We start from the raw sequence: 24,650 nt of genomic DNA, 5'->3' as shown, positions 1-24,650 counted from the left end.
CCTCCCTGTCCGCTCTTTGGCGGTTGGTCTTGATATCCGCAGCCGAACGGCAGCGGGTCCGGCTAATCCCGCTGCTGCGTTGCCTCGATCGCGCGCCAGCGCGCCAGGTCCACGGCCTTGTCCAATGTAGCGCGAACCGCTGCGCCGTCCGCCATCGGCGTGAGTGCGGCGGTGCCGTCGGCATGCTCGCGCAGGGCTTCCAGCCCATCACGCAGCGCGGCGACGACGCGAAAGATCAGGCTCGCCGGATACGACACCTGCATGAAGCCCATGGCGCCGAGTTCGGCCGGCGACAACCAGGGCGTATCGCCGCCCTCGAACATCGCGGCCGAGCAATAGCTGCCGCGGAAGGCGGCGCCGACGCGGCGATAATCTTCCTCAGTGCGCAGGCCGGCGATGAAAATGCCGTCGGCGCCCAGCTTCAGAAAACGCTCGGCGCGGCGCATCGCCGTATCGAGGCCGAGCGGTCCATAGGCATCGGTACGTCCGATGATGAAGGTCTCGGGATTGCCGCGGGCCGCGATCGCAGTGCGCAGCTTGGCTTCGATGACAGCTTCATCCACCACCGCGGCCGCCTTGTCGGCGCGCTGCTGCTTGCTGTCGCGATCCTGGTCCTCGATCAGGAAGCCGCCGACGCCAATCGCCTCATAGGCGGCGACGAGACGGGCGACGCTCTTCACATCGCCATAGCCGTCATCGGCATCGGCCAGGAACGGGATGCTGGTGGCGGCCGCGATGTCGCTTATGCCCTGGGTCATGTCGGTAAGTCCGATCAGCCCGATGTCAGGATAGGCATGGCGCGCCGCCAGCATGGCCGAACCGCCAATGGCGAAGGCGTGGAAGCCGGCCTGCTCGATCAACCGCGCCGAAAGCGCATCATGGGCCAGCGGCGTGACCAGCGGGGTCTCGCGAGCGAGCGCATCGCGTATGCTTGAACGTTTCACGATGCGGCGCTCCGCTGCAGCGTTGCCGGGAACAGCCAGTCGCTCGCTCCCTTTGCCGCCGCATAATGGGTTTCAATGGCGTCCTGATGCTGCAAGGTCACCGCGATCTCGTCGTCACCGCGCATCAGCGCCTGCACGCGCGAAGCGGGGATGCGGAAGCCACGCGAGGTGCCGTCCGGTCCGGTGACGGTGGCACCGGCGAGATCGACGCGGAAGCGCGGCGCGGCTTCATTAGCCTCGACCGCGACTTTCAGCGCCTGGAAGGTCGCGGGATCGACGATCGCTGCGACCAGCCCGTTGCGGAACGCGTTCTCATAGAAGATGTCGGCGAAGCTCGGCGCCAGCACGCAACCGATGCCATAGCTCAGCAGCGCCCACACCGCGGCCTCGCGCGACGACCCGCAGCCGAAATTCTCGTCCGCCAGCAGGAGCTTCGCCTCGCGGAACGGCGCGCGGTTCAGCACGAAATCCGGCTTCTCGTTGCCGGCTTCGTCATAGCGATGGCCGCCGAACAGGCCCTTGCCGAGTTCGGCCGATGCTGTGCGCAGATACACCGAGGGGATGATCGCATCGGTGTTGATATTGGCGAGCGGCATAAGCGCCATCACGCCTTCGACCGTCGAGACCGGTTCTCTCATTGCACCAGATCCTCGCGGATGTCGGTGATATGGCCGGCGAGCGCGGCGGCCGCGACCATGACCGGGCTGGCCAGATGGGTGCGGCTGCGCGGGCCCTGGCGGTTCTCGAAATTGCGGTTGCTGGTGGCGATGCAACGCGAGCCCGGCGCCACGACGTCGTCATTGATGCTGACGCACATCGAGCAGCCGGCCTCGCGCCATTCGAAACCGGCGGCGCGGAAGATCTGATCCAGCCCGCGCGCCTCGGCCTCGCGCTTCACCGACATCGAGCCGGGCACGACGAGGCCGCGAACGTTCGGCGAGACCTTGCGCCCTTTCACCACATAGGCGGCGGCTTCGAGATCGGAGATCCGGGAATTGGTGCAGGAGCCGATGAAGGCGACGTCGATCGGAATGCCTTTGAGCGGCGTTCCCGGCTCCAGCCCCATATAATTGAGCGCCTGGGCGATGCTGTCGCGGCGCCTCGCATCCGGCAGCGTCGCCGGATCCGGCACGTGCTCGCTGACGCCGGCGACATGCTCCGGCGTTGTCCCCCAGGTCACCTGCGGCGCGATGCTGTCGCAATCGATCAGCACGTCGCGTTCGAACGGCGCGCCCTGGTCGCTGCGCAGCGTGCGCCAGCGTTGCACCGCGCGCTCATACGCCTCGCCCGTCGGCGCGAACTCCCGGCCCTTCACATAGGCGAAGGTCTTCTCGTCGGGCGCGATCAGCCCGAGCCGCGCGCCCAGCTCGATCGACATGTTGCACACCGTCAGCCGCGACTCGACCGAGAGCGCCTCGATCGCCGGGCCGGCATATTCGACCGCGCAGCCGCGCCCGCCGGCAACGCCGAGTTCGCCCATGGCACGCAGGATCAGGTCCTTGGCGAAGATGCCGGTGCCGGCCTTGCCCTCGAAGCGCACCCGCATGTTGCGCGGCCGGGTCAGCGCCAGCGTCTGCGTCGCCAGCACGTGCTCGACCTCGCTGGTGCCGACGCCGATGCCAAGCGCGCCGAGGCCGCCGACCGTCGAGGTATGGCTGTCGCCGCAGGCGAGGATGCTCCCCGGCAGCGCGAAGCCGAGTTCCGGCGCGATGACGTGGACGATGCCCTGGCGCGGATCATCGATGCCGAAATGCTGGACGCGGCTGGCATAGGCATTGGCGCGCATCAGCATCATCAGTTCGCGCCCGCCGGCATAGCTGTCCTCGTCGCGGCCCGGACGGGTCGAGACGACGTGATCCTGGGTGGCGATGGTGAGTTCGGGATGACGAACCGGGCGGTCGGAGCGCTTCAGGCCGGCGAAGGCGATGGCGCTGGTGGTTTCCTGCAGCACATGGCGGTCGACGAAGACCAGGTCGCGGCCATCGTCAAGCCGCGCCACCAGATGGGCGTTCCAGATCTTGTCGAAGGCGGTAGCGGGCTCAGTCGCCATGGCGAGACCACGCATTGCAAGCATCGTCGGATTGAGCATGCGGACAGCAGCCCGCGATCCACGAAAGCCGTGGCATGATTTTTCCTCCCAGTCCGGCGATTGGTCCCGCCGTCGCTTATTTTCCCGCCGCTTCGCACTGCACCATGCGGTTGCGCGTTTGCGACCTGATTTTAAGTTAGCGTAATATCAATATACGGCTGCCGCATAGGCACAATTTGCGCAGCCTTCCATGAGGAAAACTCAGAGCATGAATCGCCGGCTTCTCCCCCTGAATGCGTTGCGGGCCTTCGAGGCGACCGCCCGCAATGGCAGCCTGACACGGGCCGCGCAGGAACTCTCGGTGACGCAGGGCGCGGTCAGCCGGCATGTCACCCAGCTGGAGAACTGGCTCGGCGTGCGGCTTTGCATGCGGGTGCGCCGCGGCATCGAGATGACCCCGCAAGGCGCCGCCTATGCCGCGGCGCTGCGCTCGGCCTTCGACCAGATCGAGGCGCAGACCCAGCGGCTGCGGGCGCGCTCGATCGAGAACACCTTGCGCATCAAGCTGCCGCCGACCTTCGCCATTCGCTGGTTCGTGCCCCGGCTGGCGCGGTTCCACGCGCTGCACCGGCATATCGATGTGCAGATCACCACCTCGCACCAGCAGGTCGAGTTCGACCGCGACGACGTCGATCTCTGCATCCATTCCGGGGTGACGCCGATCCCCGGCGCACTATGCCGCCGGCTGTTCGGCGAGATCCTGCTCCCCGTCTGCAGCCCCGGCCTGTTCAAGTCGGCGCCGGCGCCGTGCGAGCCCGCCGACCTCGCCCGCTTCGTGCTGCTGTGTTCGATGCACCGCGCCTCCGACTGGCCGGACTGGCTCGACGCCGCGGGCGTGAAGTCGATCGACGGCAATAGCGGACTGAAATTCGAGAACTCCGCACTGGCCTATCAGGCCGCCACCGATGAGCTCGGCATCGTCATGGCGCAGCGTGCCTTCGTGGAGGACGATCTGCGCTCGGGCCGGCTGGTCGCCCCCCTCGCGCTCCGGGTGCACACGGCGAGCAGTTATTTCCTGGCCTATCCGAAAGCACGCCGGGACTCGCCGCTGATCCAGGCCTTCGAGCAATGGATCGTGGAGGAGACGGCGGAGATGGAAGAGGCGATCGCGCAACCGCAGCCGCCGCCGCAGACGACCATCAAGCGTCGCTCGCGGTCCGGCCAGGCTTCAGTCGGCGGCGGGGCCCTGGGTAAGCGCATAGTGGGCTGAGATGCGCGCGGCGCACGCCATGACCAGTTCGGGATAGCGGGCTTCCGCCGCCGGATCGAAGCGATATTTCGGCACGCTGATGCTCATCGCGCCGACCGGGCGGCCGGACCTATTGAGTATGGCAGCGCCCAGGCACTGGATGCCCGGCTCGGTCTCCTCGCCATCGACGGCGTAACCCTGCAACTGCGCCCGCTTCAGCGCCTCCTCCAGATCCTTGCGCCGCGTGATGGTCTGCGGTGTCATCCGCGGGAGCTTCAGCCGGCTCAGCAGCGCCGCCCGCTCCTCATCCGGCAGCGCGGCGAGATAGGCCTTTCCGACCGAGCTGGCGTGCAGCATCACCCGGGTTCCAACCCGCGAGGTCATGCGCACCGCCTGCGGGCTTTCCAGCTTGTCGATATAGACCATCGCGATGTCGCTCGGCACGGCGAGGTGCACGGTCTCGCCGGTGATGTCCCGCAAGTGCTGGATGTCGTCTTTGGCGAGGGCGCGCAGATCGAACTTCGCCCAGCTTTGCGACGCGAGGCTGATAAGGCGGGGGCCGAGCACAAGACGATCCGCCTCGCCAAGAAACCCCTCGGCCCGCAAGGCGGCGACGATGCGATAGACCGTCGCCCGCGGCATGCGTGCCCGGGCGACGAGTTCGGCCATGCCGAGCTCTTCCGGCGCATCGGCGATGATCTGCAGCACCGCGACGAATTTGGAGAACGCCGCGGTGCCGGGCACCTGCGCGCGGGTCGTCTCGCTTCCATCCATCGGTGCAATCATTCCCACGCTTGCGTTCCCGCGCTTGACTTCGCGCCCGAAGCAAAACCAAATGTACCACGAAATGGGCAGATGTCCATATTATGGACATTTTGAGCAATGTGGATTGTTACATGACCGAGCTGTCTTCCGTCGCCAGTGAGAAGTGGCAGCCCTACAAGCATCCCCAGCCCAAGGAATCCCCGCCGGAGCTGGTCATTCCCAACGCCATCCCGAAGGATGAGCGCATCTGGGTGCCGGTCGAGGAGAATGTCTGGTTCCGTCCGCTGTGCCTGTGCGTGTCGCGCGGCTACTGGATGAACCTGTTGCGGGTGCGCAAGTCCGGCGTGCTGTCGCGGCATCGCCACCCGATGCCGGTCCATGCCTATGTGATCAAGGGCGAGTGGCGCTATCTGGAACATGACTGGATCGCGACCGAGGGCAGCTATGCCTATGAAGCTCCCGGCGAAACCCACACGCTGGTGGTCGATCCGCATGTCGAGGAGATGATCACGCTGTTCCAGGTGAACGGCGCGATGATCTATGTCGATCCGGACGGCCGCAACACCGGCTATGATGACGTCTTCACCCGCCTCGACAAATGCCGCGCGCACTATGCGCAGAACGGCCTCGGCGCGGACTATGTCGACCAGTTCATTCGCTGAACCGGCCCTGCCGCCCACGGTTCCCCGTCAGCTCCGCCAGCCGGTGAAGGTGCGGCGTCCCGCGCGATTGCCGGTGCGGCCCAGCGTCGACTGGCAATCATGACGGACATGGACCAGAGTGACGCTCGCCGCGCGCCGCTCGCCCTTGCCGGCGCTGTCCTGGCGCCGGCGTGGAAGCCGCAGCAGCGTACCCGGCGGGAAGAACGATCCTCCATTCATGATGAAGGACAGGGCCTGGAGCGCGATGACCGGCTTGGTGCTGGTCGGTATGAAGCCCTGGGCGCCGCCGCGAAAGGCGATGACGACCTCTTCGGCGTCGTCGCGATCGGCCACGACAACCAGCGGTGAATCCGGAAACCGTTCCTTGAACCGCCTCATCCAGTCCAGCGTATCGGGCAGCGCGACCGACTGAAAGCCGAGATTGAGCATGCCGAGCGCGCATGTCGTGCCGTCCTCGATCAACTCGTAGCCGAGCGCCGGATCGACCGCGCGAAGCTCCACACGGTGGGCCCCCGCCCACTCACCCATCAGGCTGAGCACGCCTGCCCGCCTGAGTTCCAGCGCATCGGCGACAACCACGAGCGGGCGCCGGTCCAGTGCCGCGGATTCGGATACGGCAGCCACCTGAGCTTCTCCGATTCCATATCGGCCCGCACCCGGCAGGACTCCGCGATGGAGTCGGAACGATCGTCCGGTTGCAATGCAAGCCACCTGGCCGCCAGCGATCTGCTGGCGCGGAGAAATTATATTTTATCGGCTGATGAACAAAACGACACATAAGTATTAATAGACTATAGGTGCTACAGCCGATGTATCGGCGAGCAATTAATGCTGTCCGATCTCGATGACAGGGCGAAACCCACCGCCCGACACCATGGCGGGCTGGGATCCAGAGACGATCGCCTGATCGTCACGCCTGGCCGATGGCGGAAATTGCCGGTTGCCCGGGGGTGAGCCCCCCTTCGACAGCTTCGTCGCCATCATTGGCCGAAAGGCCCATTTCCAGCGCGCACAGGGCGGCCTGGGTGCGATTGCATGCGCCGAGTTTGCGCATGATCTGGCGGACATGAACCTTGACGGTGGATTCGCACATGCGCAGTTCGCGCGCGATCCGCTTGTTGGACTGGCCTTGCTGGAGCAGCTTCAGCACCGCGTGCTGGCGCTGCGTCAGGCCATTGCCCGAAAGGCTGAGGTGAGCGGTAGCGAGCGGGATGGCGTCGCGCCATTCACCTACGCCCGGCACGTCCGATACCTCCAGCAATGCATCCGGCGGAAAGAAGACACCTCCCCCGATGATGAAGTCCAACGCCCGGAGCATCACGTGGGGGTCCATGCGCGAACTGATGAACCCTCGCGCCCCGGCCCGCAGCGTCGCGATCACATCCCCCGCGCCATCCCGGTCCGACATGATGACCAGCGGCACGTTCGGCATGCGCTGGCGCAGTTCTTCCATCTGTTCCTGTATGGCGGATACCTCGACCGAGCTCGCCCCGACATTCATCACCACGAGCCGTATATCGGCGGCGACATCGTCGAGTTCGTGTATCGGCACATGGTCGAGAGCATCGAGCGCGAAGTGCCCTTCCGACGCCCACGCTTCGAGGAACTTTTTCAGGCTTGCACGTCGGAGTGCAAAGTCATCGATCAACAATATATGTGGCTCTCTTATGCCACCTTGATCGTCTATGCTCATCTGACGTCTCCTCGGATTCCGAGAATCCTCGATCTGAAGCGTGCGCCAAGATCCGTGTATTCCGGGGATTAGAGAACGGCAGACTGGAGTTCGCCCCCCAAGAATACCGCTGGACGCAGCCGGCGCCCGTGTCTCGACGGCGATGACATGCCCTGAAACCACGGAAACCATCAGGGGGATGGAGATCCGTCGCGCACAAGGCGGGCAGCTGGTGGCGCGTCCGCATGCGCGCCCCCACGCCGCCATCAAGCATCGCCACGTTTCCGCATGATCTTACCTCTCATTCCTTATGTTCCTGCACCAGGAATCCGCTCAAATTCGACGATTCTCCTAGGTAAGCTTACAGATCGCTTATCGGAGAACCACGCAACGCTCGACACTTGATTGTTTTTGCGCAAAGCATGTATTTCAATATCAACCACAATATCAGATTATACACAGTTTTCTTTGCAGTGAAATAGCGACTTTCCAAGCTCTTGCTTACGAACGGAAAAGCCTTGTCAATGAACGTTGCGGCAGGCAGGACGGGCTACCAAGCGGTGCAGGTTCACACCTCGCGGAAGCTGCGCCGCCACGCATCGCGGAACGGCTCGATGAGGTAGTCGATCATCGTGCGCTCCTGGGTGACGATCAGCACCTCCGCCGGCATGCCGGGGACCAGCACGACCAGGGAGCCCAGCTGTTCCATCTCGCTGCGGTCGACCTCTACCCGCGCCATGTAATAGGGCGTGCTGCTCTCCGGATCGACCAGGCGATCGGCCGATACGCTCTTCACCACCCCATCTATCCGCGGCATGGCCCGCTTGGAGAACGCCGTCAGGTGCACCTGGGCCGCGAGCCCGGGATGTACGACATCGATATCCGTCGGCGAGACACGCGCCTCGATGAGCAACCTCTCTTCGTCGGGCACGATATCGACGATCGGCTCGCCGGCGCGAATGACCCCGCCGACCGTCTTGAACCGAAGGTTCACCACCGTCCCGCTGATCGGCGCCGTCACCGAAGTGCGCGCCAGCACGTCGCGACTGACCTGCACGCGCTCGGTGACCGCGGCAAGCTCGACCCGCGCCTTGTCCAACTGGTCGGAAATCTGGTCGGCGCGTTCGGCGTCGAGCTGGAGGAGTTGCGAGCGGGTCTCGCCGATCTGTTGCTCGGCGCGTGCGACCATGCCGCGATATTCGCCGCGCTCTCCTTCGATCGAGGCCTGCGCCCGCTCGAGCGCCAGCAGATCCGGCTTTCGGATCAGCGCCTTGCTGAACAGATGCCGCTTGTCGTCGAGCTCCTGGGCGATGAAGCCGAGTTGCGCCACAGCGCTCTTCGCCTGCGCTTCGAGCGCATTGATCTGCTGCAACGATTGCTCGATGCGTTGGGCCAGCACCTCGCGCCGCATCTCGTGCGCCGCCCGGCGCGTCGCGAATATGGTGCGCTGGCCCTCAATGATCATCGCCAGTTCCGGACCGAGCCGCGCCTCGCTCAGTTCGTCCGGAAAGGTGATTTCCCGTGCGTTGTTCTGCTCGGCACGAAGCCGCGCCTGCAAGGCGAGCAGTGTGTAATACTGATTGAGCTGCGAATTGAGCACGGTTTCGACCTGAACCCGCTCGAGCATGACCAGCGGCTGGTTGGCCGTGACCTTGTCGCCGTCACGCACCTTCAGGCTCGCTATGATCCCGCCTTCGAGGTGCTGGACGGTGCGCCGGCTGCCGTCGGGGCTGATGATGCCGGGGGCAATGGCCCCTCCGGCCAGCTTCGCGGTCAGGCCCCAAAGCGCGAAGCCGCCCATGAAGATGACGATCAGCAGGAAGCCCGCGCGCTGCGGCCCTCTTATGTCATTGCGCAGCGTGACCGCGTCGCTTGGTTCGTGGACATAGGCGGGCTGGCGCTTCTGGATGACGATCGATTTCGCGTTGTTCATGCCCGGCTCCTGTATTTCCAGGATGGATCGATCGCGCCGGCCTCTACATCAGGTCGGCGCGGGAACGGGCGCCTGCGCCTCACGTCGCGCGGCATTGCCGGATGTCACGATCCGCAACCGCTGCAGCGCCTCGTCGCGCGGGGCGAACAGCTCCACGCGCCCCTCCTTCAGCACCAGGATCTTGTCGGCCTGGGCGAGGGTCGAGGGACGATGTCCCACGATCAGCAAGGTCGAGCCGCGCTGCTTCATCTCCTCGATCGTGGCGGCAAGGGCCGCCTCGCCGACCTGATCCAGATTGGCATTGGGCTCGTCCAGCACGATCAGGCGCGGCGCTCCATAGACCGCCCGCGCGAGGCCGAGACGTTGCCGCTGCCCGCCGGACAGGCGCATGCCGCCGTCACCGATCGGCGTGTCGTAGCCCTGCGGCAAATGCTGGATCATCTCGTGGGCATGCGCCATCATCGCCGCCTCGATCACCGCACGGTCGTCGACATCGCCCATGCGCGCGATGTTCTCGCGCACGGTGCCGGGGAACAGCTCCACATCCTGCGGCAGATAGCCGAGATGACAGCCGAGCTCGTCCGGATCCCAATGGCTTAGTTCCGAGCCGTCCAGCCGGATCTCGCCGCTGCCGGGCCGGGCGATGCCCGTGAGGATGCGGCACAGCGTGCTCTTGCCGCTCGCCGATGGGCCGATGACGGCGATCGCCTCGCCGGGCCGCGCATCGAACGACACCTGCTGGAGCACCGGCGCCGCGGCGCCCGGCGGGGTGAAGGTGACGTGATCGAGCGAGACCACCCCCACCGGCACTGGCAGGCGGGCGCGCCGGCGTTCTTCCGGCATGGCCTGCAAGCGCGTCTTCAGCCGCCCGTAGGAAATACGGGCGAGCCCGAAATTGCGCCACGTGCTCATTGCCATTTCGACCGGCGCCAGCGCACGGCCGAGCAGGATGGACGAGGCGATCATGGCGCCGCCTGACAATTCGCCGGCAAGCACCAGATAGGCGCCGAGGCCGAGAATGGCCGATTGCATGAACATGCGGGCGAACTTGGTGAAGCCAAGCAGGAGGCCATTGCGCTCGTAGGTCTGCTTCGAGGCCGAGGTGGCGGCCTCGTTCATGTTTCGCCAGCGATCCACCAGCGCCGGCAGCATGCCCATGGCACGCACCACCTCGGCATTGCGTATGGTGACTTCCGCCTGTTGCGTCGCCGCGATCTGGGCGAGGTTGGACTTCTGGTTGGTGCCGCGCGTAGTGGCTTCGTTGGCCAGGCCCATTACCAGCAGCAGCACCGCCGCACTGACGGCGAGAATGCCGAGGCTCGGGTGCAGCATCCAGATCAGCGCGAGAAAAACCGGTGTCCAGGGAGCGTCGAAGAACACCGTCATGCCGGGCGACGCGATGAACCCCTGGATCTGCGCGATATCCCGCAGCGGCTGGGCGCCGGAACTATCACCGAGCAGCCGCGTCCGCACACAATGGGCGAGGTAGACGGGGCCCAGCCGATCGGTGAGCCAGCAGCTCATGCGCACCATCATGCTGCTGCGCAGGCTGTCCAGCAGCCCGATCAGCAGCATTGCCGCCGCGGTCAACCCGGTCAGCATGACCAGCGTATTGACGCTGCCGGTGACCATCACGCGGTCATAGACCTGCAGCATGTAGATCGGTGACGACAGCATCAGTATGTTGATCGCCAGGCTGAAGAAGCCAAGCATCCATACCATCGACCGACAGTCGGCAACGGCCTGCTGCAGGTCGTTCTCCCGCCGGCCGCCGGTCTTAGCGAAACGCCTGAACATGGTCCGCCCCCCTTGCGTGGCGCCGTGTGGAAGCCCTCCTGCACGTCCTCAGGCGATCAGGTTGGCATCGACGAACAGGTCATTGGCGATCAGCGTGTCGGCGGCGGTCTGCGCCGCGGCGAGGTCGGCGGTCGAGCCGACCACGACAAAGGTGGTGTGCGTGGCGCCAATCAATTGCAGGGCGAGCGTCGGATCGGCCTCGCCGAACACCTGAACCAGCGTCGGCGCCTGCGTCAGGCTGTTGACGAAGATATCCTCGCCCGTCTCGTAGCCCTGGATCAGATTGGTTCCCGCGAGAATGCGGTAGGTATCCGCACCCGCCGTGCCCCCGTCGTCCACGCCGTCGCCGTAGATCGTCTTCGTCCCTGTCCCATTCGCTACCAGGATGTCCGCGCCGCTGCCGCCGCGCAGGGTGTCGTTGCCGTCGCCGCTCACCAGCGTGTTGCTTGCCGTGCTGCCCGTCAGCACGTCGCTGAACGAGGATCCGGTGAGATTTTCGATGGTGTTGATGATGTCGCCCTGGGCGTCACCGCCGGCGCCGACCGTCGCGGCCGCCGGATTGGCGGTGAGGGTGACCGTCACACCGGCTGAGGAGCCGGTATAATCGGCCGTGTCGATACCGGCGCCGCCGACCAGAGTGTCAGCGCCGGCACCGCCGCGCAGCACGTTGTTTGCCGTGCTGCCGGTGAGCGTGTCTGCGAAGGACGAGCCGGTGATATTTTCCATGGTGTTGATGATGTCGCCTGCGGCGTCGCCACCGGCACCGACCGTCGCGCTTGCCGGATTGGCGGTGAGGGTGACCTGCACTGCGGCCGACGAGCCGGTGTAGTCGACCGTGTCGATGCCGTCGCCGCCGACCAGCGTGTCGGCGCCGGCGCCGCCGCGCAGCACATTGTTCGCCGTGCTGCCGGTCAGCGTGTCGGCGAAGGACGAACCGGTGATATTTTCCATGGTGTTGATGATGTCGCCCGCGGCATCGCCGCCGGCACCGACCGTCGCGTTTGCCGGATTGGCGGTGAGGGTCACCTGCACCGCGGCCGAGGAGCCTGTGTAGTCGACGGTGTCGTTGCCGTCGCCGCCGACCAGCGTGTCGGCGCCGGCGCCGCCGCGCAGCACGTTGTTCGCTGTGCTGCCGGTCAGCGTGTCGTTGAAGGACGAGCCGATCAGGTTCTCGATGGTGTTGATCACGTCGCCCGCGGCGTCGCCACCGGCACCGATCGTCGCGTTTGCCGGATTGGCGGTGAGAGTGACCTGCACCGCGGCTGCGGAGCCAGTATAGTCGGCGGTGTCGTTGCCATCGCCGCCGACCAGCGTGTCGGCGCCGGCGCCGCCGCGCAGCGTATCGTCGCCGGCTGCACCTTGAAGATTGTTGACGCCGGTGCTGCCGACGAGTGTGTCGTTGAAGGAGGAGCCGATCAGGTTCTCGATGGTATTGATCACGTCACCCTGGGCGTCGCCGCCGGCGCCGATGGTGGCGGCCGCCGGATTGGCGGTGAGGGCAACCTGCACCGCGGCTGACGAGCCGGTATAGTCGGCGGTATCGACGCCGTCGCCGCCGATCAGCGTGTCGGCGCCGGCACCGCCGCGCAGCACGTTGTTTCCGGTGCTGCCGGTGAGCGTATCGACGAAGGCGGAGCCGATCAGGCTCTCGATGGAGCTCAGCTGGTCGCCCTGCGCGTCGCCGCCCGAGCCGATCGTGGTGCCCGTCGCGCTCAGCGCAACCGTCACGCCGGCCGCCGAGGTGGAATAGCTCGCCGTATCCGTGCCGTCGCCGCCGATCAGCACGTCCGCGCCACCCTGGCCGCGCAACAGATCGCTGCCCGCCCCGCCTTCGAGGCGGTTGACCCCGATGTTGCCAACGAGGGTATCGCCGAGCGCCGAACCGGTCAGGTTCTCGATCTGGCTGAGCAGGTCGCCCTGCGCGTCGCCGCCGGTGCCCATGGTTGCGATGTTCGGGTCGTCGCTGTCGCCCAGACCCACGGTCACTGCGGCCGCCGAAGTCGAGTAGTCGGCGGTATCAATGCCCGCGCCGCCAATCAGCCGGTCCGCGGCCGCGCCGCCGCGCAGACTGTCATTGCCCGCCCCGCCTTCCAGCCGGTTGGCGACGGCGCTGCCGGTCAACACGTCGTTGAAGGCGGAGCCGATGAGATTTTCCATGTCGGTAAGCTGGTCGCCCTGCGCGTCGCCGCCCGAGCCGATCGTCGTTGCCGCCGCATCGAGCGCGACGGTGACGGCAGCGGACGAGGTGGAGTACTCCGCTGTGTCGACACCCGCATTGCCATCCATGATGTCGGCGCCCGCACCTCCGACGAAGGTGTCGCCGAATTCGCTGCCGCTGAAGCTGTCGGCGAGGGACGATCCGATGATGCGCTCGACAAGTTGCAGCGTGTCGCCTTCCGCGTCGCCGCCGGTGCCGGTACCGGCGATGGTCGGATCGGCCACCGTCGCATTCAGCACGATGTTCACGCCCGCCTCGGAGGCCGAATAGTCCGCGGTATCGAAGCCGCCCTGGCCGACCAGCGCGTCTGCGCCGCCGAGCCCAGCCAGCGTGTTGTTGCCGGTGTCGCCGACCAGTATGTCGTTGAACGCCGAACCGGTCAGATTCTCGATGGCCGTCAGCGTATCGCCAGTCGCCGCACCCGAGGTGAGGCCATTGAGCAGGTCGATGCCGACCGGGCCGCCCGCGGCGGAATAGTTCGCGGTGTCGATGCCGTCGCCGCCATCCATGATGTCGGCGCCGTTACCTCCTGCCAGCTGATCGTCGCCGGCATCGCCATGGAGGGTGTCGTCGTCATCGCCGCCGTCGAGCGTGTCGTTGCCATCGTTGCCGTTCAGGGTGTCGGTGCCGGTACTGCCCCGCATCACATCGTTGCCGGCGCCGCCGGACATCTGGTCCGCGCCGTCGCTGGCATCCATCTCGTCGTCGCCGTCGCCGCCATCGAGCACGTCGTCGCCGAGCGAGGCGTTGAGATAGTCGGCTCCCGCACCGCCGCGCAGCGTGTCATTGCCGAAGCCGGAGAGCATCTGATCGTCGCCGCCGCCGCCGTCGAGCAGGTCGTCGCCGTCGCCGCCAGTGAGCGTGTCGTTGCCCATCCCGCCATAGACGCTGTCGTTGCCGAAGCTGCCGACCAGCGTGTCGTTGCCGCCGCCGCCGAAGATCTGATCGTCGCCGAAGCCGCCGTCGAGCGTGTCGTCGCCGCCCGCGGTCGCCGTGTTCACGCCATCGGGGATGCCGTCGCCATCGTCGTCATCGGGAACGCCATTGCCGTCGACATCGACGATGGCGTCGCCGATCAGCGTGTCGTTGCCGTTGAGGCCACGCAGTACGTCCTTGCCGAGGTTGCCGATGAGGCGATTGTCGAGCGCATTGCCGGTCAGGACGTCGTTACTGTTGGAGCCGATGAGATTCTCGATGCTCGACAGGATATCGCCACTGGCATCGCCGCCATTGCCCCGCGCCGTGTTGGTGGGGTCGCTCGGCAGGCTGATGATCACCGCCGCGCTGGAGGTCGAATAGTCGGCCGTATCGTTGCCGTCGCCACCATTGAGCGCATCGGCGCCCGCACCGCCGCGCAGCAGGTCGTTGCCGGCTCCGGCGTTCAGCGTGTCGGTGCCAATGCCACCGTCCAGAATGTCGTCGCTCTCGGCCGCGGTGAGGCGGTCATTGCCGGTACCACCATCGAGATAGTCGCCACCGGTCGTGCCGGCCCTGACCGTGATGGTGTCATTGCCGCCCATACCCTGGATCTTGAACCGCCCGTTGGCGGTGTGCTCGTAGGTGTTGTCGAGGTTGGTGAGCGGGACGGTCTGATACGCCACCGGCGTCGTCGCAGCCAACGCCAGGGCTTGCGCGGGCGCCGCCATCAGGGTGGACATCGCCGCCAGTGTCCCGGCCTCGCTGGTGCCGGCCGCCGGCTGAGAAACGGGCGTTGCGCTCGGTTCTCCCGTGACGTGCCCGGAAACCGTCGGCATGAATTTCCGGGTGATCCTGATGGACATCGCCATGACCGCCTCCCGTGGCCGCCCGTCCGGGCGGGTTGCTCCATTCTCCAAGCGTAGGTGGCAGGAGCCGGCGACAACAACGGCACAACAGGCGAGGCGCCGTAGGTGGTAGAGAGCTTCCCGCTCAACCTGCCGGACTACCCCTTCTTTGCCGTCAAGTGCCCACCAGCATCAGCCTTATGGAGAGGGGCGAGCTACCCCGACACGCGTAAAGCCCCGGACGGGGAATGCCCGCCCGGGGCTTCGCAGTGGCAAGTGTCGCCGGAGGGCCCGCCGTCTGGACGGCGTTCGGCAGCGGCGTGGAATGGCGAGCGATCAATCAGTGATCGCGAACCCGGTGAGGACGAGGCTCGACAGATCGTCCGTCGTGAGGACGGACAAATTGGTCTCCACCGCGGTGTTGTCACCGACGGCTTCCACATCGATGTTGAAGAACACCGAGTTCTCATGGAGCTCGATATCCGGATCGATGCAGTAAGAGACATACGCGTCGCTGTAGTACGTGTTGTCGGTGTCGAAGTCGAGGTCGATATATGCGTCGAACTTTACTTCGACGTCTTTTTCAAACTCGAATCCAGGATCGTCGTGAGGTGTGGGCCAAGGAAAAGTCATCGTCATGGTAACCTCCCATCCCTTATTATCGACATTGCATCGACGAGATAACGCTACGTCCGGTAGAATTTGAGGTCAAAGGAGAAACAGTCTATTAAAACTAACGGAGTATACTTGGGATCGAACGGATACCTTTAAGTTCAATCAGTGCCGGAACCACGTCAGATACATCGAAAGCGTAAAGCGCTGCGCCACACGAAGCCGGCGCGGGCTCATGCGATGGTCGTCGAGGCGTCCGCATCGAAGAGGTGGTGGCCGAACCAGCCGCCATCTGCCAAACCGACCAGATCGTGAGCTACCCACTCGTTCCACGGAGGGGCATCCTCCTTGCCGTCCGCGGGGGACGGAGTCTCGCTATTCCCATCATCGCGATGCCGGTCCTGGACACGCGAGTCATTGTCCCGGTCTCGCCAGTCATTGTCCCGGTCCATCCGTGACCGGGCGTCATTGTCCCGATCAAGGGAGCAGACGGGCTTGCGCGGAGTATTGCACTGGCTGACCACAAGGACGTCGTTCGTGGCCTCCGCGCTCATCACGGAGGTAATACTGGAAAGAGCGTCCTCGACGCTGAGTGCTTCCAGGGCGACATCGACGAGGGTGTTGTCGCCGGTCGCGACATTCGAGATGTCGTAGATGGCGATATTGCCGTCGACATTCGCCGGTGGCGCGTCGAAGACGAAGTTCTCGTCCACTTCGATCACGATGGGACCGCCGCGCGGCATCATCCCTTTTATGTCGATCGCCCAATAGGTGGTGACCAACTGCTCCGCACTCCACGCCTCGCCGTCCAGCGTCCCGGAGCCCGTGGTCTTCGCGGTGTATATGAAGATCACGTCGGCATCGGCGATCCCGACGAGATTGTCCGTCGAGGCCGTTGCGAGATCGTCCTCGGGACCACTGGCGAACGCGGAGAGCGCAATTGTGCCAGTGGCGAGCGTGCCCCAATCGAAAGCGGTGAGCTGACACGCGGCCTCCTCCGACACCAGCGTGTCCACCCCTGTGGCAAGCACCGAGGAACTGACGGTGAGAGTGAGGGGATCGTCGTTTCGCTCGCGTACCCAACACGCCGGTGGCATGCGGAAGCCCGGTCCCATGTCCTGAAATGGAGGCGCATAGGTGGTCAGGATGTTCGATATGGCGTCTCGGCCGAGGTTCATGACGTCCTCCGATCGCACGCGATCCTCAACGTTTGAGATCCTCCCCGATTCATACGATTGCAACGGCCGATTAAGAACAAGGCAATGGAGCATCGACCTGCCGGTGTAGAACTACGCCGTATCGCCATCCCCCGCATGCGCCGATGCGCGGATGGTATCCGCCTTTCGGAGCGTGGCCGCGTCATGGAGACCGGGGGCATGGACGGCGGCCTATACAACCGTATGGGGTGAGCCGACCCATCGCCTAGCCGCCTATATCGTCGTTCAATGTCGAGACTGTATTCAAGGCCGTAGATTTGGGTCGTCATCGCAGCACAGCAAGATCTGTGCGAGCAGGAGAGACGACCATGTACCTCAAGGCGCTTCCCATCCTCCTCTTCTCCGGCCTGATTGCAGGCGCCGCCCTTTCCAATGCCGATGCCGCCACGGTACGCCGAGTCCCCTTGCCGCCGCAGTATGAGGCCTATGGCGCCGATCCGTGGGCCGCGGCCAATGGCGACACCGCCATTGAACTGCAGTCCGGCGACGACCAGGGCAATCACGCATTCAGCCATGGTGACGGCGTGCACGAGGGTCACAGCGGTCACGGCGGCGGCCATCGCTGAGATACCGACATCCCGCCGTTCGTGAAGCGACGATCAGGCGGGGAGAAGAACACCAGAGCATGCTCCACAGGAGTTGGAAGACTCTTGTGGAACATGACCAATAGGGAGTCCTGCCATGTTCTCGCATAATCTTCGTCGAAGCCTGCTTCGTCGAAACCTGCCATTGATCTCATCTGGCCTGCTGCTGATCAGCGTCGGCATGATAACCCCCGCGCTGGCCGAGACCTGCCGCGGCGAGATCGATCAGGTGCAGGCGCAGGTGGATGCCGCTTTGGCGCAGCACGCCGAGACGGCGCCGTTCGCCCCTGAGTCCAGCTTTGCCACTCTGGGCCACCAGCCGACGCCGGCGTCGGTGGCGCGCGCCGAAGCCAGCCTGCACAGTTGGGCAGGTGGTGACGAGGCGGTTGCCGCGCTCGACCGCGCCCGCGAGGCCTATGCTTCGGGTAACACCGGCCAGTGCTTCGCCGAACTCCGGGCAACGCGCCGCGCAATAGGTGTTCCCGCCGAATAGCGAGGCTATCGGCGACACCGGCTTGTTGAGCTCGCCTCAAGGTTTCCGGATCATGTCCGCGCGTGCGGCGCTCTTCGCCGGCGCGCCGTCGAACAGCACCAGCACGCTCAAACCGTCGCTATCCGCATCAAGCGGCAGCAGCGCCTCGGGCTTGGCCCATTTCTTGTTCGAGACCTTCATGCCCTCAATGTCGCCGAGCGGCTTGAGTTCGGCTTCCCCGTCCCACCAGAAGACCGAATAGGCATTGGACGGAATGTCGAGCCTGTCGTCCGGATCGGCCGAGGGACCCGCCAGTACCAGGAAGCCGTCCTTGTACCGGACCAGATCCCGCACGCCCCTGCCCTCGCCGAGCGCCAGCTTGAACAGTCTCGGCTCCGCCGGCGTGCCGTCGAAGAGACCGTCGAGGTTGACCCCGAGGATAGCGGCCCGCGTGCCGTTTTCCAGCACCGGAGCGCGCAGTCCGGCATAAAGCCGGCCGCCGCGCACCGCGACGCCTTCGATTGTCAGGCCATTCTTCTCGAGGCGCTGGTCGACGAATGGACGGAGTTCCTGGTCGGCGGCGAGCAGGGCGTGCAAAGCGGTGGACCGGGTGATTGTGGGCGGGGCCTTGGGCCAGGCACCTGCTGTGTCGGCCGGTTCGACCGCGATGCGCTGGATGACGCTCACCGTGTCGATGCGCTCGGCAAACTTCTCCTTGTCCTCGGGCTGGTCGTCGCTGTGGCCCTTGTCGCGCGGATGTCCGTGCGAGCCGATCACATAGAAGGCACCGTCCGCGAAGCCGACACCCTCGCCGTCGAACTCCAGCGGCTTGCCGCCGAGCATATTGTCGGTCAGCGGCACCGGATCGCCGGCGACGATCAGGCCGTCATTGACCACTACGAACTGCGCGGACTGCGCTTCGTCATCGACCACGAGACAATGGCGCGGGAAGCCGCTCGGCTCGGCACAGGCGATGCCGCTGAGATCCCTCGCGCCCTTTACGTCCCCATTTTTCTTGGACTTCCCGATCAGCTCGCCGGAGACTGCGAAAACCGTCCCGCTAGTCGCCTTCGCAGGCGCTCCCATGAGCAACGCGGCGCCAATGAGCGACGCCGAAACTATGCGGGTGACGGCCTGGCTTCTCATCGATCGCTCTCAATTACGCATTGGTGCAGACACCAACATCCCGGGCCGCATGGTCAATGCTACGGTGCCGGCTAAGCCGCGGAAAGTAACGTCACCTCGACCTTTTGGCGTGCCTGCGATGGCGCTTCGGCAAGGTGGAGGTGCTGCAACGAGACGGCGAACCTTGACATTTAGGTTCATATGCACCTATTTACGCACATGTCAGTCTCGCGCTCTCTCGACGATGCCACCGTTGCCATGATTGCCAATAGCTGCCTGTGCCAGCGCATCCAGCGGGCGGGGCGGATCATCGGCCGCCGCTTCGACGAAGCGTTCCGGCCGCTGGGGATCAATAATTGGCAATTCTCCGTCCTCGTCGCGCTCAAATATCTCGGTTCCCCGACCATCGGCGAACTCGCCGATGCGCTTGGGATGGACCGCACCACCGTGACCAAGAACCTCAAGCCGCTGTCCCGGCGCGCTTTGCTCCGCGTGTCCGCCGACGAGCATGATGCGCGAGCCCGGCGCATCACGTTGACTGAGGCCGGCGAGGCGATCCTCGCCGAGGCTGGGGATAGCTGGCATCAGGCCCAGCAATCGATCATGGCACGCTTCCCGCCCGGGGACGTCGCGGTGTTCGCATCCTCGCTGGAGCGGTTTCAGCTCGGCGACAGGAGCTGACTGATGCCAGCCGGGATCGAAGCTGCGGCAAATATGTGCATATCCACTTATATTGAACCTTCGGATACCCGCCCATGAAACGCGCGCATCTTCTGCTCCTGGTCGCCTTCCCCCTGCTGGCCGTCGGCGCCACGAGCCTTGTCATGGTGTCCGGATCGGCCGAAGAGACCATGGCACCCGACGACCCGCGCAGCGCCCCGCCCATCGTCGCGGTCGCCGAGGCACGCGCGGCCCGGGATTCCGAACGCGCGTTCACCGGCACCATCGCTGCCCGCGTGCAGAGCAATCTGGGCTTCCGTGTGCCCGGCAAGATCGTCGAGCGGCTGGTCGATGTCGGCGTTCGCGTCGTCGCCGGCCAGCCCTTGATGCGCATCGATGAAAACGACCTGAGCCTCGCCGTTTCCGCCAGGCAGAACGACGCCGCGGCCGCCCGCGCGACGGCGGTGCAGACGCGCGCGGACGAGAAGCGCTACGCCGATCTCGCCGCGAAGGGATGGGTGACCAAGCAGCGCTACGAGCAGGCCAAGGCGGCGCTGGATTCCGCCGAGGCGCAGCTCGCCGCCGCCGAGGCCGAGGCGAAGGTCGCGCAGAACGAGGCGGAATATTCCGTTCTCGAAGCCGATGCCGACGGCACCGTCGTGGAGACGCTCGGCGAGCCCGGCCAGGTCGTCTCGGCCGGGCAGGTCGTCATACGGCTCGCCCATGCCGGAGCCCGCGAGGCCACCGTCGCGCTTCCCGAAGCGGTCCGGCCGGCCATCGGCTCGCTCGCGCAAGCCAGCATCTATGGCGGCGGCCGAAGGCGCTGGCCGGCCCGCCTGCGTCAATTGTCGGATTCGGCTGACCCGCAGACCCGCACGTACGAAGCGCGCTACGTGCTTGAGGGCGACGCCGCCTCGGCGCCGCTGGGCGCGACCGTGACGATCTGGATCGCGGACGAGAGCACCGCGGACGCCGTCGAGGTTCCGGTCGGCGCCATACTGGACGATGGCCACGCGACCGGGGTCTGGGCGGTCGACCTTGGCACCTCAAAGGTCAGCTTCCGGTCGGTCACCATCCGCCGGCTCGGCGAGGAGACCGCGATCGTATCCGGCATCGCGCCGGGCGAGCGTGTCGCCGCCCTGGGCGCCCATCTCCTCCATGACGGTGCATCCGTCCGCACGCTGGTCGCCAGGGCGGACGCCCCCATCCCGAGCACGTCGAAGGCCGCTACGCCATGAGCTTCAACCTCTCCGCGCTTGCCGTCCGCGAGCGGTCGGTGACGCTGTTCTTCATCATTGCGATTGCCGTCGCCGGAGCGTTCGCCTTCGTCAAGCTCGGCCGCGCCGAGGATCCGGCCTTCACCGTGAAGGTGTTGACCGTCACCACCGCCTGGCCGGGCGCGACCGCACAGGAGATGCAGGACCTCGTCGCCGAGCCGCTGGAGAAGCGGCTGCAGGAATTGCGCTGGTATGACCGAGTCGAGACCATGACGCGGCCGGGCCTGGCCTTCATGACGCTCACGCTGAAGGACACCACGCCGCCGACCGAGGTGCAGGAGCAATTCTACCAGGCCCGCAAGAAGCTGGCGGACGAAGCGCCGAACCTCCCCGCCGGCGCCATGGGGCCGTTCGTCAACGACGAATACTCCGATGTCAGCTTCGCGCTCTACGCACTGAAGGCGAACGGCATGCCGATGCGTTCGCTGGTCCGGCAGGCCGAGGCGATCCGCCAGCAATTGCTCCACGTGCCCGGCGTCAAGAAGATCAATATCCTCGGCGAGCGGCCGGAGCGCATCTTCGTCGAGTTCTCCTATGCCAAGCTGGTCACGCTCGGCGTGTCGGCGCAGGATATCTTCGCCGCCTTGCAGCGGCAGAACACGGTGACGCCCGCCGGCTCGATCGACACCGACGGGCCGCAGGTCTTCATCCGCCTCGACGGCGCCTATGACGACCTGCAGAAGATCGCGGACACGCCCATCGTCGCTGGTGGCCGCACCCTGAAGCTCTCCGACATCGCCGATGTCCGGCGCGGCTATGAGGATCCGGCGACCTTCGTCATCCGCCACCAAAGCGAGCCGGCACTGATGCTGGCGGCGGTGATGCAGGACGGCTGGAACGGCCTCGACCTCGGCAGGGCGCTGGAGGCGGAAACCGCGAAGATCGCCGGCACATTGCCGCTCGGCATCAGCCTGACCAAGGTGACCGACCAGGCGGTGAACATCACCGACTCCATCGACGAATTCATGCTCAAATTCGTCATGGCGCTCGGCGTCGTGCTGCTGGTGAGCCTGCTCAGCCTCGGCTGGCGGGTCGGCATCGTCGTCGCCGCGGCGGTGCCGCTGACGCTCGCGGTGGTCTTCCTCATCATGCTGGAGACCGGGCGCTTCTTCGATCGCATCACCTTGGGCGCGCTGATCCTGGCGCTCGGGCTGCTGGTCGACGACGCCATCATCGCCATCGAGGTGATGGTGGTGAAGATGGAAGAGGGCATGGATCGGATCCGCGCCGCCGCCTATGCCTGGAGCCACACGGCGGCGCCGATGCTCTCCGGAACCCTGGTGACGGTGGTCGGGCTGATGCCGGTCGGCTTCGCGCGCTCGACCGCCGGCGAATATGCCGGCAACATATTCTGGATCGTCGGCTTCGCCCTCATCGCCTCCTGGGTCGTGGCCGTCGCCGTCACGCCCTATCTGGGCGTCAAGCTGCTCCCCGCGATCAAGCCGGTCGAAGGCGGTCACCAGGCCATCTACGACACGCCGAACTATCGTCGCCTGCGCCGGCTCATCACCTTCACCGTCCGCCACAAATTCCTCGCCTGCGCCGCGGTGGGGGCAGCCTTCGCGCTCGCCGTCGTCGGCATGGGCGCGGTGAAACAGCAATTCTTCCCGACCTCCGACCGCCCCGAAGTGCTGGTCGAAGTGCGCATGCCCGAGGGCACCAGCATCGAGACGACAACGAAGACGGTCAAGAAGGTCGAGCGCTGGCTGGCGGCGCAGCCGGAAGCGCAGATCGTCACCAGCTATATCGGACAGGGCGCGCCGCGCTTCTTCCTCGCCATGGCGCCCGAACTGCCCGATCCCGCCTTCGCCAAGATCGTCATCCTGACGCCGAACGCCGAGGCCCGCGAGGCGCTGAAGCACCGGCTGCGCGCCGCCGTGGCTGACGGGCTGGCGCCCGAAGCCTATCTGCGCATCACCCAATTGGTGTTCGGCCCCTATACGCCGTTCCCGGTCGAGTTCCGCATCACGGGTCCGGATGCCGGCGAACTCAGGAAGATCTCCGACGAGGCGCTTGTCATCATGCGCGGCATCCCCGATGTGCGGCAGGCCAATCGTGACTGGGGCAATCGCGCGCCGACGCTGCGCTATGTGCTCGACCAGGACCGGCTGCGCCTCATCGGCCTGTCCCCGGCGGAGGCCGCCCAGCAGCTTCAGTTCCTGCTCACCGGCGTCACCGTCACCCAGGTCCGCGAGAATATCCGCACCGTCGACGTGGTGGCACGCAGCGCCGGCGGCGAACGGCTCGACCCCGCCCGCCTCACCGATTTCTCGCTCACCAGCCGCGACGGGCATTTGATCCCGCTCGACCAGATCGGCCATGCCGAGGTGCGCATGGAAGATCCGATCATGAAGCGGCGGGACCGCACGCCCACCATCACCGTCCGCTCAGACATCAACGAGGCCACCCAGCCGCCCGAGGTCTCGATGCAGGTCATGGCGGCACTGCAGCCGCTGATCGCCTCGCTGCCGCAGGGCTACCACATCGTGATGGGCGGCTCGATCGAGGAGGCCGGCAAGGCCAATGTCGCGCTCGCCGCGGTGTTCCCGCTGATGATCGCCCTGATGCTGGTCTTCATCATGCTGCAGGTCCGCTCCTTCTCGGCAACTGCCATGGTGATGCTCACCGCGCCGCTCGGCCTGGTAGGCGCGGTGCCGGTGCTGCTCGCCTTCAACCAGCCCTTCGGCTTCAACGCCATTCTCGGCCTGATCGGGCTCGCCGGCATATTGATGCGCAACACGCTGATCCTGATCGGGCAGATCAAGGAGAACCGGGATGCCGGGCTCGACGACTACCACGCCGTGATCGAGGCGACCGTGCAGCGCACGCGCCCCGTCGTGCTCACCGCGCTCGCCGCGGTGCTGGCCTTCATCCCCCTCACCCACTCGGTGTTCTGGGGATCCATGGCCTATACGCTGATCGGCGGCACCGCCATCGGCACCGTGCTCATCCTGCTGTTCCTGCCTGCACTTTACGCGGTGTGGTTCCGCATCAAGCCGGAGGGCGCTCCCGCATCTCAAGCCGGCGCCGGGCGCGCACTCGGGCATGGGGAAGAAATGGCCGTTCCCTCCGCTGCGGAGTGACGCGGACGGGTCCCGGACCTGGAGCGGTGGTGCACTGCGCGAGCTTCGGCGCTCGTACGCGAGCACAATGGTCCGCGCCGGCGCTCCTTTAATGGTTGTGGCCGAGAAACACTACGCCCATCCCCGCCTTCCTGCGTAGCCGCGATGATCCTGCGCACGGCACCGGATCTGCCGGTCACCTTGCTTGCGAACTGACGCGACTTTCGAGGCCCCCTGGATGGTCAGAGCGGTCGCGACCTTTGAAATTGTCTCTTCCTTATTCCGTAGCGCTAAGGACATAGAGCCATGCGCTTCTGCTCTAAATTGAAGCGCGTCATCGTGCGGGATGCTGGCCTCCACCTTGAAGCGCACCGTGATACCTAGTAATCCTCAAATAAAATCTCACAATTATCCATCATAATACCTATATACTGTGATTTCACGCGATAAGATTCAATTTGATAAGAAAATCATTTCATACAGCTTGGTATTCCAGCGCAATTTACATGCGCAACTGCTTTCGTCGACATGCAATTACCAATTTCCCTTCCGTGAATTTGGATTGATTGTCTTTCGCCGTTGATAAATGATGTCTGGCAGTCTCCGGGG

The 24,650-nt window shown here is 65.4% G+C and carries 19 protein-coding genes; 7 read left to right on the top strand and 12 right to left on the bottom strand.

The window, feature by feature from the left end:
* Positions 1-62 precede the first annotated feature (62 nt).
* From G3545_RS22115 to leuC, 3 genes are read right to left on the bottom strand one after another with little or no spacing between them, the layout of a single operon-like run.
* Positions 63-944, bottom strand: coding sequence for an isocitrate lyase/PEP mutase family protein (locus tag G3545_RS22115; RefSeq protein ID WP_170015723.1), 882 nt, complete (start codon positions 942-944; stop codon positions 63-65).
* Positions 941-1,582 (bottom strand): 3-isopropylmalate dehydratase small subunit, encoded by a 642-nt coding sequence (gene leuD, locus G3545_RS22110; RefSeq protein ID WP_170015720.1) that lies wholly within the window; start codon positions 1,580-1,582, stop codon positions 941-943. The genes G3545_RS22115 and leuD overlap by 4 nt, the downstream gene beginning before the upstream one ends.
* Entirely contained in the window at positions 1,579-2,994 is a 1,416-nt protein-coding gene (gene leuC / locus G3545_RS22105) for a 3-isopropylmalate dehydratase large subunit (RefSeq protein WP_170015718.1), read from the bottom strand. The genes leuD and leuC overlap by 4 nt, the downstream gene beginning before the upstream one ends.
* A gap of 247 nt (positions 2,995-3,241) precedes the next feature.
* Between leuC and gcvA the strand changes: the two genes are divergently transcribed.
* Positions 3,242-4,243, top strand: coding sequence for a transcriptional regulator GcvA (gene gcvA, locus G3545_RS22100; RefSeq protein ID WP_170015716.1), 1,002 nt, complete (start codon positions 3,242-3,244; stop codon positions 4,241-4,243).
* Here the strand turns inward: gcvA and G3545_RS22095 are convergent.
* Positions 4,202-5,008: an IclR family transcriptional regulator gene (locus tag G3545_RS22095; RefSeq protein ID WP_246702930.1), complete on the bottom strand. Its 807-nt coding sequence runs from the start codon at positions 5,006-5,008 to the stop codon at positions 4,202-4,204. The two genes, gcvA and G3545_RS22095, sit on opposite strands and share 42 nt — an antisense overlap.
* A 110-nt stretch (positions 5,009-5,118) precedes the next feature.
* Between G3545_RS22095 and G3545_RS22090 the strand changes: the two genes are divergently transcribed.
* Entirely contained in the window at positions 5,119-5,649 is a 531-nt protein-coding gene (locus G3545_RS22090; RefSeq protein ID WP_170015714.1) for a 2,4'-dihydroxyacetophenone dioxygenase family protein, read from the top strand.
* A 27-nt stretch (positions 5,650-5,676) separates the two neighbouring features.
* On the opposite strand, the gene G3545_RS22085 is transcribed toward G3545_RS22090, so the two are convergent.
* From G3545_RS22085 to G3545_RS22055, 7 genes are all read right to left on the bottom strand, one after another.
* Positions 5,677-6,273, bottom strand: a complete 597-nt coding sequence (locus G3545_RS22085) for a response regulator transcription factor (RefSeq protein ID WP_170015712.1) — start codon at positions 6,271-6,273, stop codon at positions 5,677-5,679.
* 286 nt (positions 6,274-6,559) lie between these two features.
* The gene (locus G3545_RS22080; RefSeq protein WP_170015710.1) at positions 6,560-7,342 is read right to left on the bottom strand and encodes a response regulator transcription factor; all 783 of its coding nucleotides are present in this window, start codon (positions 7,340-7,342) and stop codon (positions 6,560-6,562) included.
* Between the two features lie 547 nt (positions 7,343-7,889).
* Positions 7,890-9,254, bottom strand: a complete 1,365-nt coding sequence (locus tag G3545_RS22075; RefSeq protein ID WP_170015708.1) for an HlyD family type I secretion periplasmic adaptor subunit — start codon at positions 9,252-9,254, stop codon at positions 7,890-7,892.
* Between the two features lie 48 nt (positions 9,255-9,302).
* Positions 9,303-11,051: a type I secretion system permease/ATPase gene (locus G3545_RS22070; protein ID WP_170015706.1), complete on the bottom strand. Its 1,749-nt coding sequence runs from the start codon at positions 11,049-11,051 to the stop codon at positions 9,303-9,305.
* Between the two features lie 48 nt (positions 11,052-11,099).
* Positions 11,100-15,056, bottom strand: coding sequence for a calcium-binding protein (locus tag G3545_RS22065; protein ID WP_170015704.1), 3,957 nt, complete (start codon positions 15,054-15,056; stop codon positions 11,100-11,102).
* Between the two features lie 312 nt (positions 15,057-15,368).
* Positions 15,369-15,671, bottom strand: a complete 303-nt coding sequence (locus G3545_RS22060; protein WP_170015702.1) for a hypothetical protein — start codon at positions 15,669-15,671, stop codon at positions 15,369-15,371.
* A 206-nt stretch (positions 15,672-15,877) separates the two neighbouring features.
* The gene (locus tag G3545_RS22055) at positions 15,878-16,822 is read right to left on the bottom strand and encodes a hypothetical protein (RefSeq protein WP_170015700.1); all 945 of its coding nucleotides are present in this window, start codon (positions 16,820-16,822) and stop codon (positions 15,878-15,880) included.
* 347 nt (positions 16,823-17,169) lie between these two features.
* On the opposite strand from G3545_RS22055, the gene G3545_RS22050 reads away from it, so the two are divergent.
* Together G3545_RS22050 and G3545_RS22045 are read left to right on the top strand one after the other, a co-directional pair.
* Positions 17,170-17,427 carry a hypothetical protein gene (locus G3545_RS22050; RefSeq protein WP_170015698.1) on the top strand — a complete coding sequence of 86 codons (258 nt, stop codon included), beginning with the start codon at positions 17,170-17,172 and terminating at the stop codon, positions 17,425-17,427.
* A gap of 115 nt (positions 17,428-17,542) precedes the next feature.
* Positions 17,543-17,938 (top strand): hypothetical protein, encoded by a 396-nt coding sequence (locus G3545_RS22045; RefSeq protein ID WP_170015696.1) that lies wholly within the window; start codon positions 17,543-17,545, stop codon positions 17,936-17,938.
* 36 nt (positions 17,939-17,974) lie between these two features.
* Here the strand turns inward: G3545_RS22045 and G3545_RS22040 are convergent, their stop codons facing one another.
* Positions 17,975-19,063, bottom strand: coding sequence for a DUF3616 domain-containing protein (locus G3545_RS22040; RefSeq protein WP_170015694.1), 1,089 nt, complete (start codon positions 19,061-19,063; stop codon positions 17,975-17,977).
* Between the two features lie 198 nt (positions 19,064-19,261).
* On the opposite strand from G3545_RS22040, the gene G3545_RS22035 reads away from it, so the two are divergent.
* The 3 genes from G3545_RS22035 to G3545_RS22025 all read left to right on the top strand — a co-directional run bounded on the left by G3545_RS22035 (position 19,262) and on the right by G3545_RS22025 (position 24,062).
* Positions 19,262-19,723: a MarR family winged helix-turn-helix transcriptional regulator gene (locus G3545_RS22035; RefSeq protein ID WP_170015692.1), complete on the top strand. Its 462-nt coding sequence runs from the start codon at positions 19,262-19,264 to the stop codon at positions 19,721-19,723.
* Positions 19,724-19,797: 74 nt separating this feature from the next.
* Positions 19,798-20,940 carry an efflux RND transporter periplasmic adaptor subunit gene (locus G3545_RS22030; protein WP_170015690.1) on the top strand — a complete coding sequence of 381 codons (1,143 nt, stop codon included), beginning with the start codon at positions 19,798-19,800 and terminating at the stop codon, positions 20,938-20,940.
* Entirely contained in the window at positions 20,937-24,062 is a 3,126-nt protein-coding gene (locus G3545_RS22025) for an efflux RND transporter permease subunit (protein WP_170015688.1), read from the top strand. Before G3545_RS22030 ends, G3545_RS22025 begins: the two co-directional genes overlap by 4 nt.
* The last annotated feature ends 588 nt before the right edge of the window (positions 24,063-24,650 follow it).

Source organism: Starkeya sp. ORNL1 (assembly GCF_012971745.1).
GTDB lineage: Bacteria > Pseudomonadota > Alphaproteobacteria > Rhizobiales > Xanthobacteraceae > Ancylobacter.
The sequence above is the reverse complement of the archived record's forward strand: the minus strand, read 5'-3'. Positions and strand labels throughout refer to the sequence as shown.

What these genes read in the sequence shown, in the direction of transcription:
- G3545_RS22040 (WP_170015694.1), bottom strand. Translation starts at nt 19,063, where the DNA reads ATGAGAAGCCAGGCCGTCACCCGCATAGTTTCGGCGTCGCTCATTGGC.
- G3545_RS22030 (WP_170015690.1), top strand. Translation starts at nt 19,798, where the DNA reads ATGAAACGCGCGCATCTTCTGCTCCTGGTCGCCTTCCCCCTGCTGGCC.
- G3545_RS22035 (WP_170015692.1), top strand. Translation starts at nt 19,262, where the DNA reads ATGTCAGTCTCGCGCTCTCTCGACGATGCCACCGTTGCCATGATTGCC.
- leuC (WP_170015718.1), bottom strand. Translation starts at nt 2,994, where the DNA reads ATGGCGACTGAGCCCGCTACCGCCTTCGACAAGATCTGGAACGCCCAT.
- G3545_RS22075 (WP_170015708.1), bottom strand. Translation starts at nt 9,254, where the DNA reads ATGAACAACGCGAAATCGATCGTCATCCAGAAGCGCCAGCCCGCCTAT.
- G3545_RS22055 (WP_170015700.1), bottom strand. Translation starts at nt 16,822, where the DNA reads ATGAACCTCGGCCGAGACGCCATATCGAACATCCTGACCACCTATGCG.
- leuD (WP_170015720.1), bottom strand. Translation starts at nt 1,582, where the DNA reads ATGAGAGAACCGGTCTCGACGGTCGAAGGCGTGATGGCGCTTATGCCG.
- gcvA (WP_170015716.1), top strand. Translation starts at nt 3,242, where the DNA reads ATGAATCGCCGGCTTCTCCCCCTGAATGCGTTGCGGGCCTTCGAGGCG.
- G3545_RS22080 (WP_170015710.1), bottom strand. Translation starts at nt 7,342, where the DNA reads ATGAGCATAGACGATCAAGGTGGCATAAGAGAGCCACATATATTGTTG.
- G3545_RS22095 (WP_246702930.1), bottom strand. Translation starts at nt 5,008, where the DNA reads ATGATTGCACCGATGGATGGAAGCGAGACGACCCGCGCGCAGGTGCCC.
- G3545_RS22050 (WP_170015698.1), top strand. Translation starts at nt 17,170, where the DNA reads ATGTACCTCAAGGCGCTTCCCATCCTCCTCTTCTCCGGCCTGATTGCA.
- G3545_RS22090 (WP_170015714.1), top strand. Translation starts at nt 5,119, where the DNA reads ATGACCGAGCTGTCTTCCGTCGCCAGTGAGAAGTGGCAGCCCTACAAG.
- G3545_RS22025 (WP_170015688.1), top strand. Translation starts at nt 20,937, where the DNA reads ATGAGCTTCAACCTCTCCGCGCTTGCCGTCCGCGAGCGGTCGGTGACG.
- G3545_RS22070 (WP_170015706.1), bottom strand. Translation starts at nt 11,051, where the DNA reads ATGTTCAGGCGTTTCGCTAAGACCGGCGGCCGGCGGGAGAACGACCTG.
- G3545_RS22045 (WP_170015696.1), top strand. Translation starts at nt 17,543, where the DNA reads ATGTTCTCGCATAATCTTCGTCGAAGCCTGCTTCGTCGAAACCTGCCA.
- G3545_RS22065 (WP_170015704.1), bottom strand. Translation starts at nt 15,056, where the DNA reads ATGGCGATGTCCATCAGGATCACCCGGAAATTCATGCCGACGGTTTCC.
- G3545_RS22060 (WP_170015702.1), bottom strand. Translation starts at nt 15,671, where the DNA reads ATGACGATGACTTTTCCTTGGCCCACACCTCACGACGATCCTGGATTC.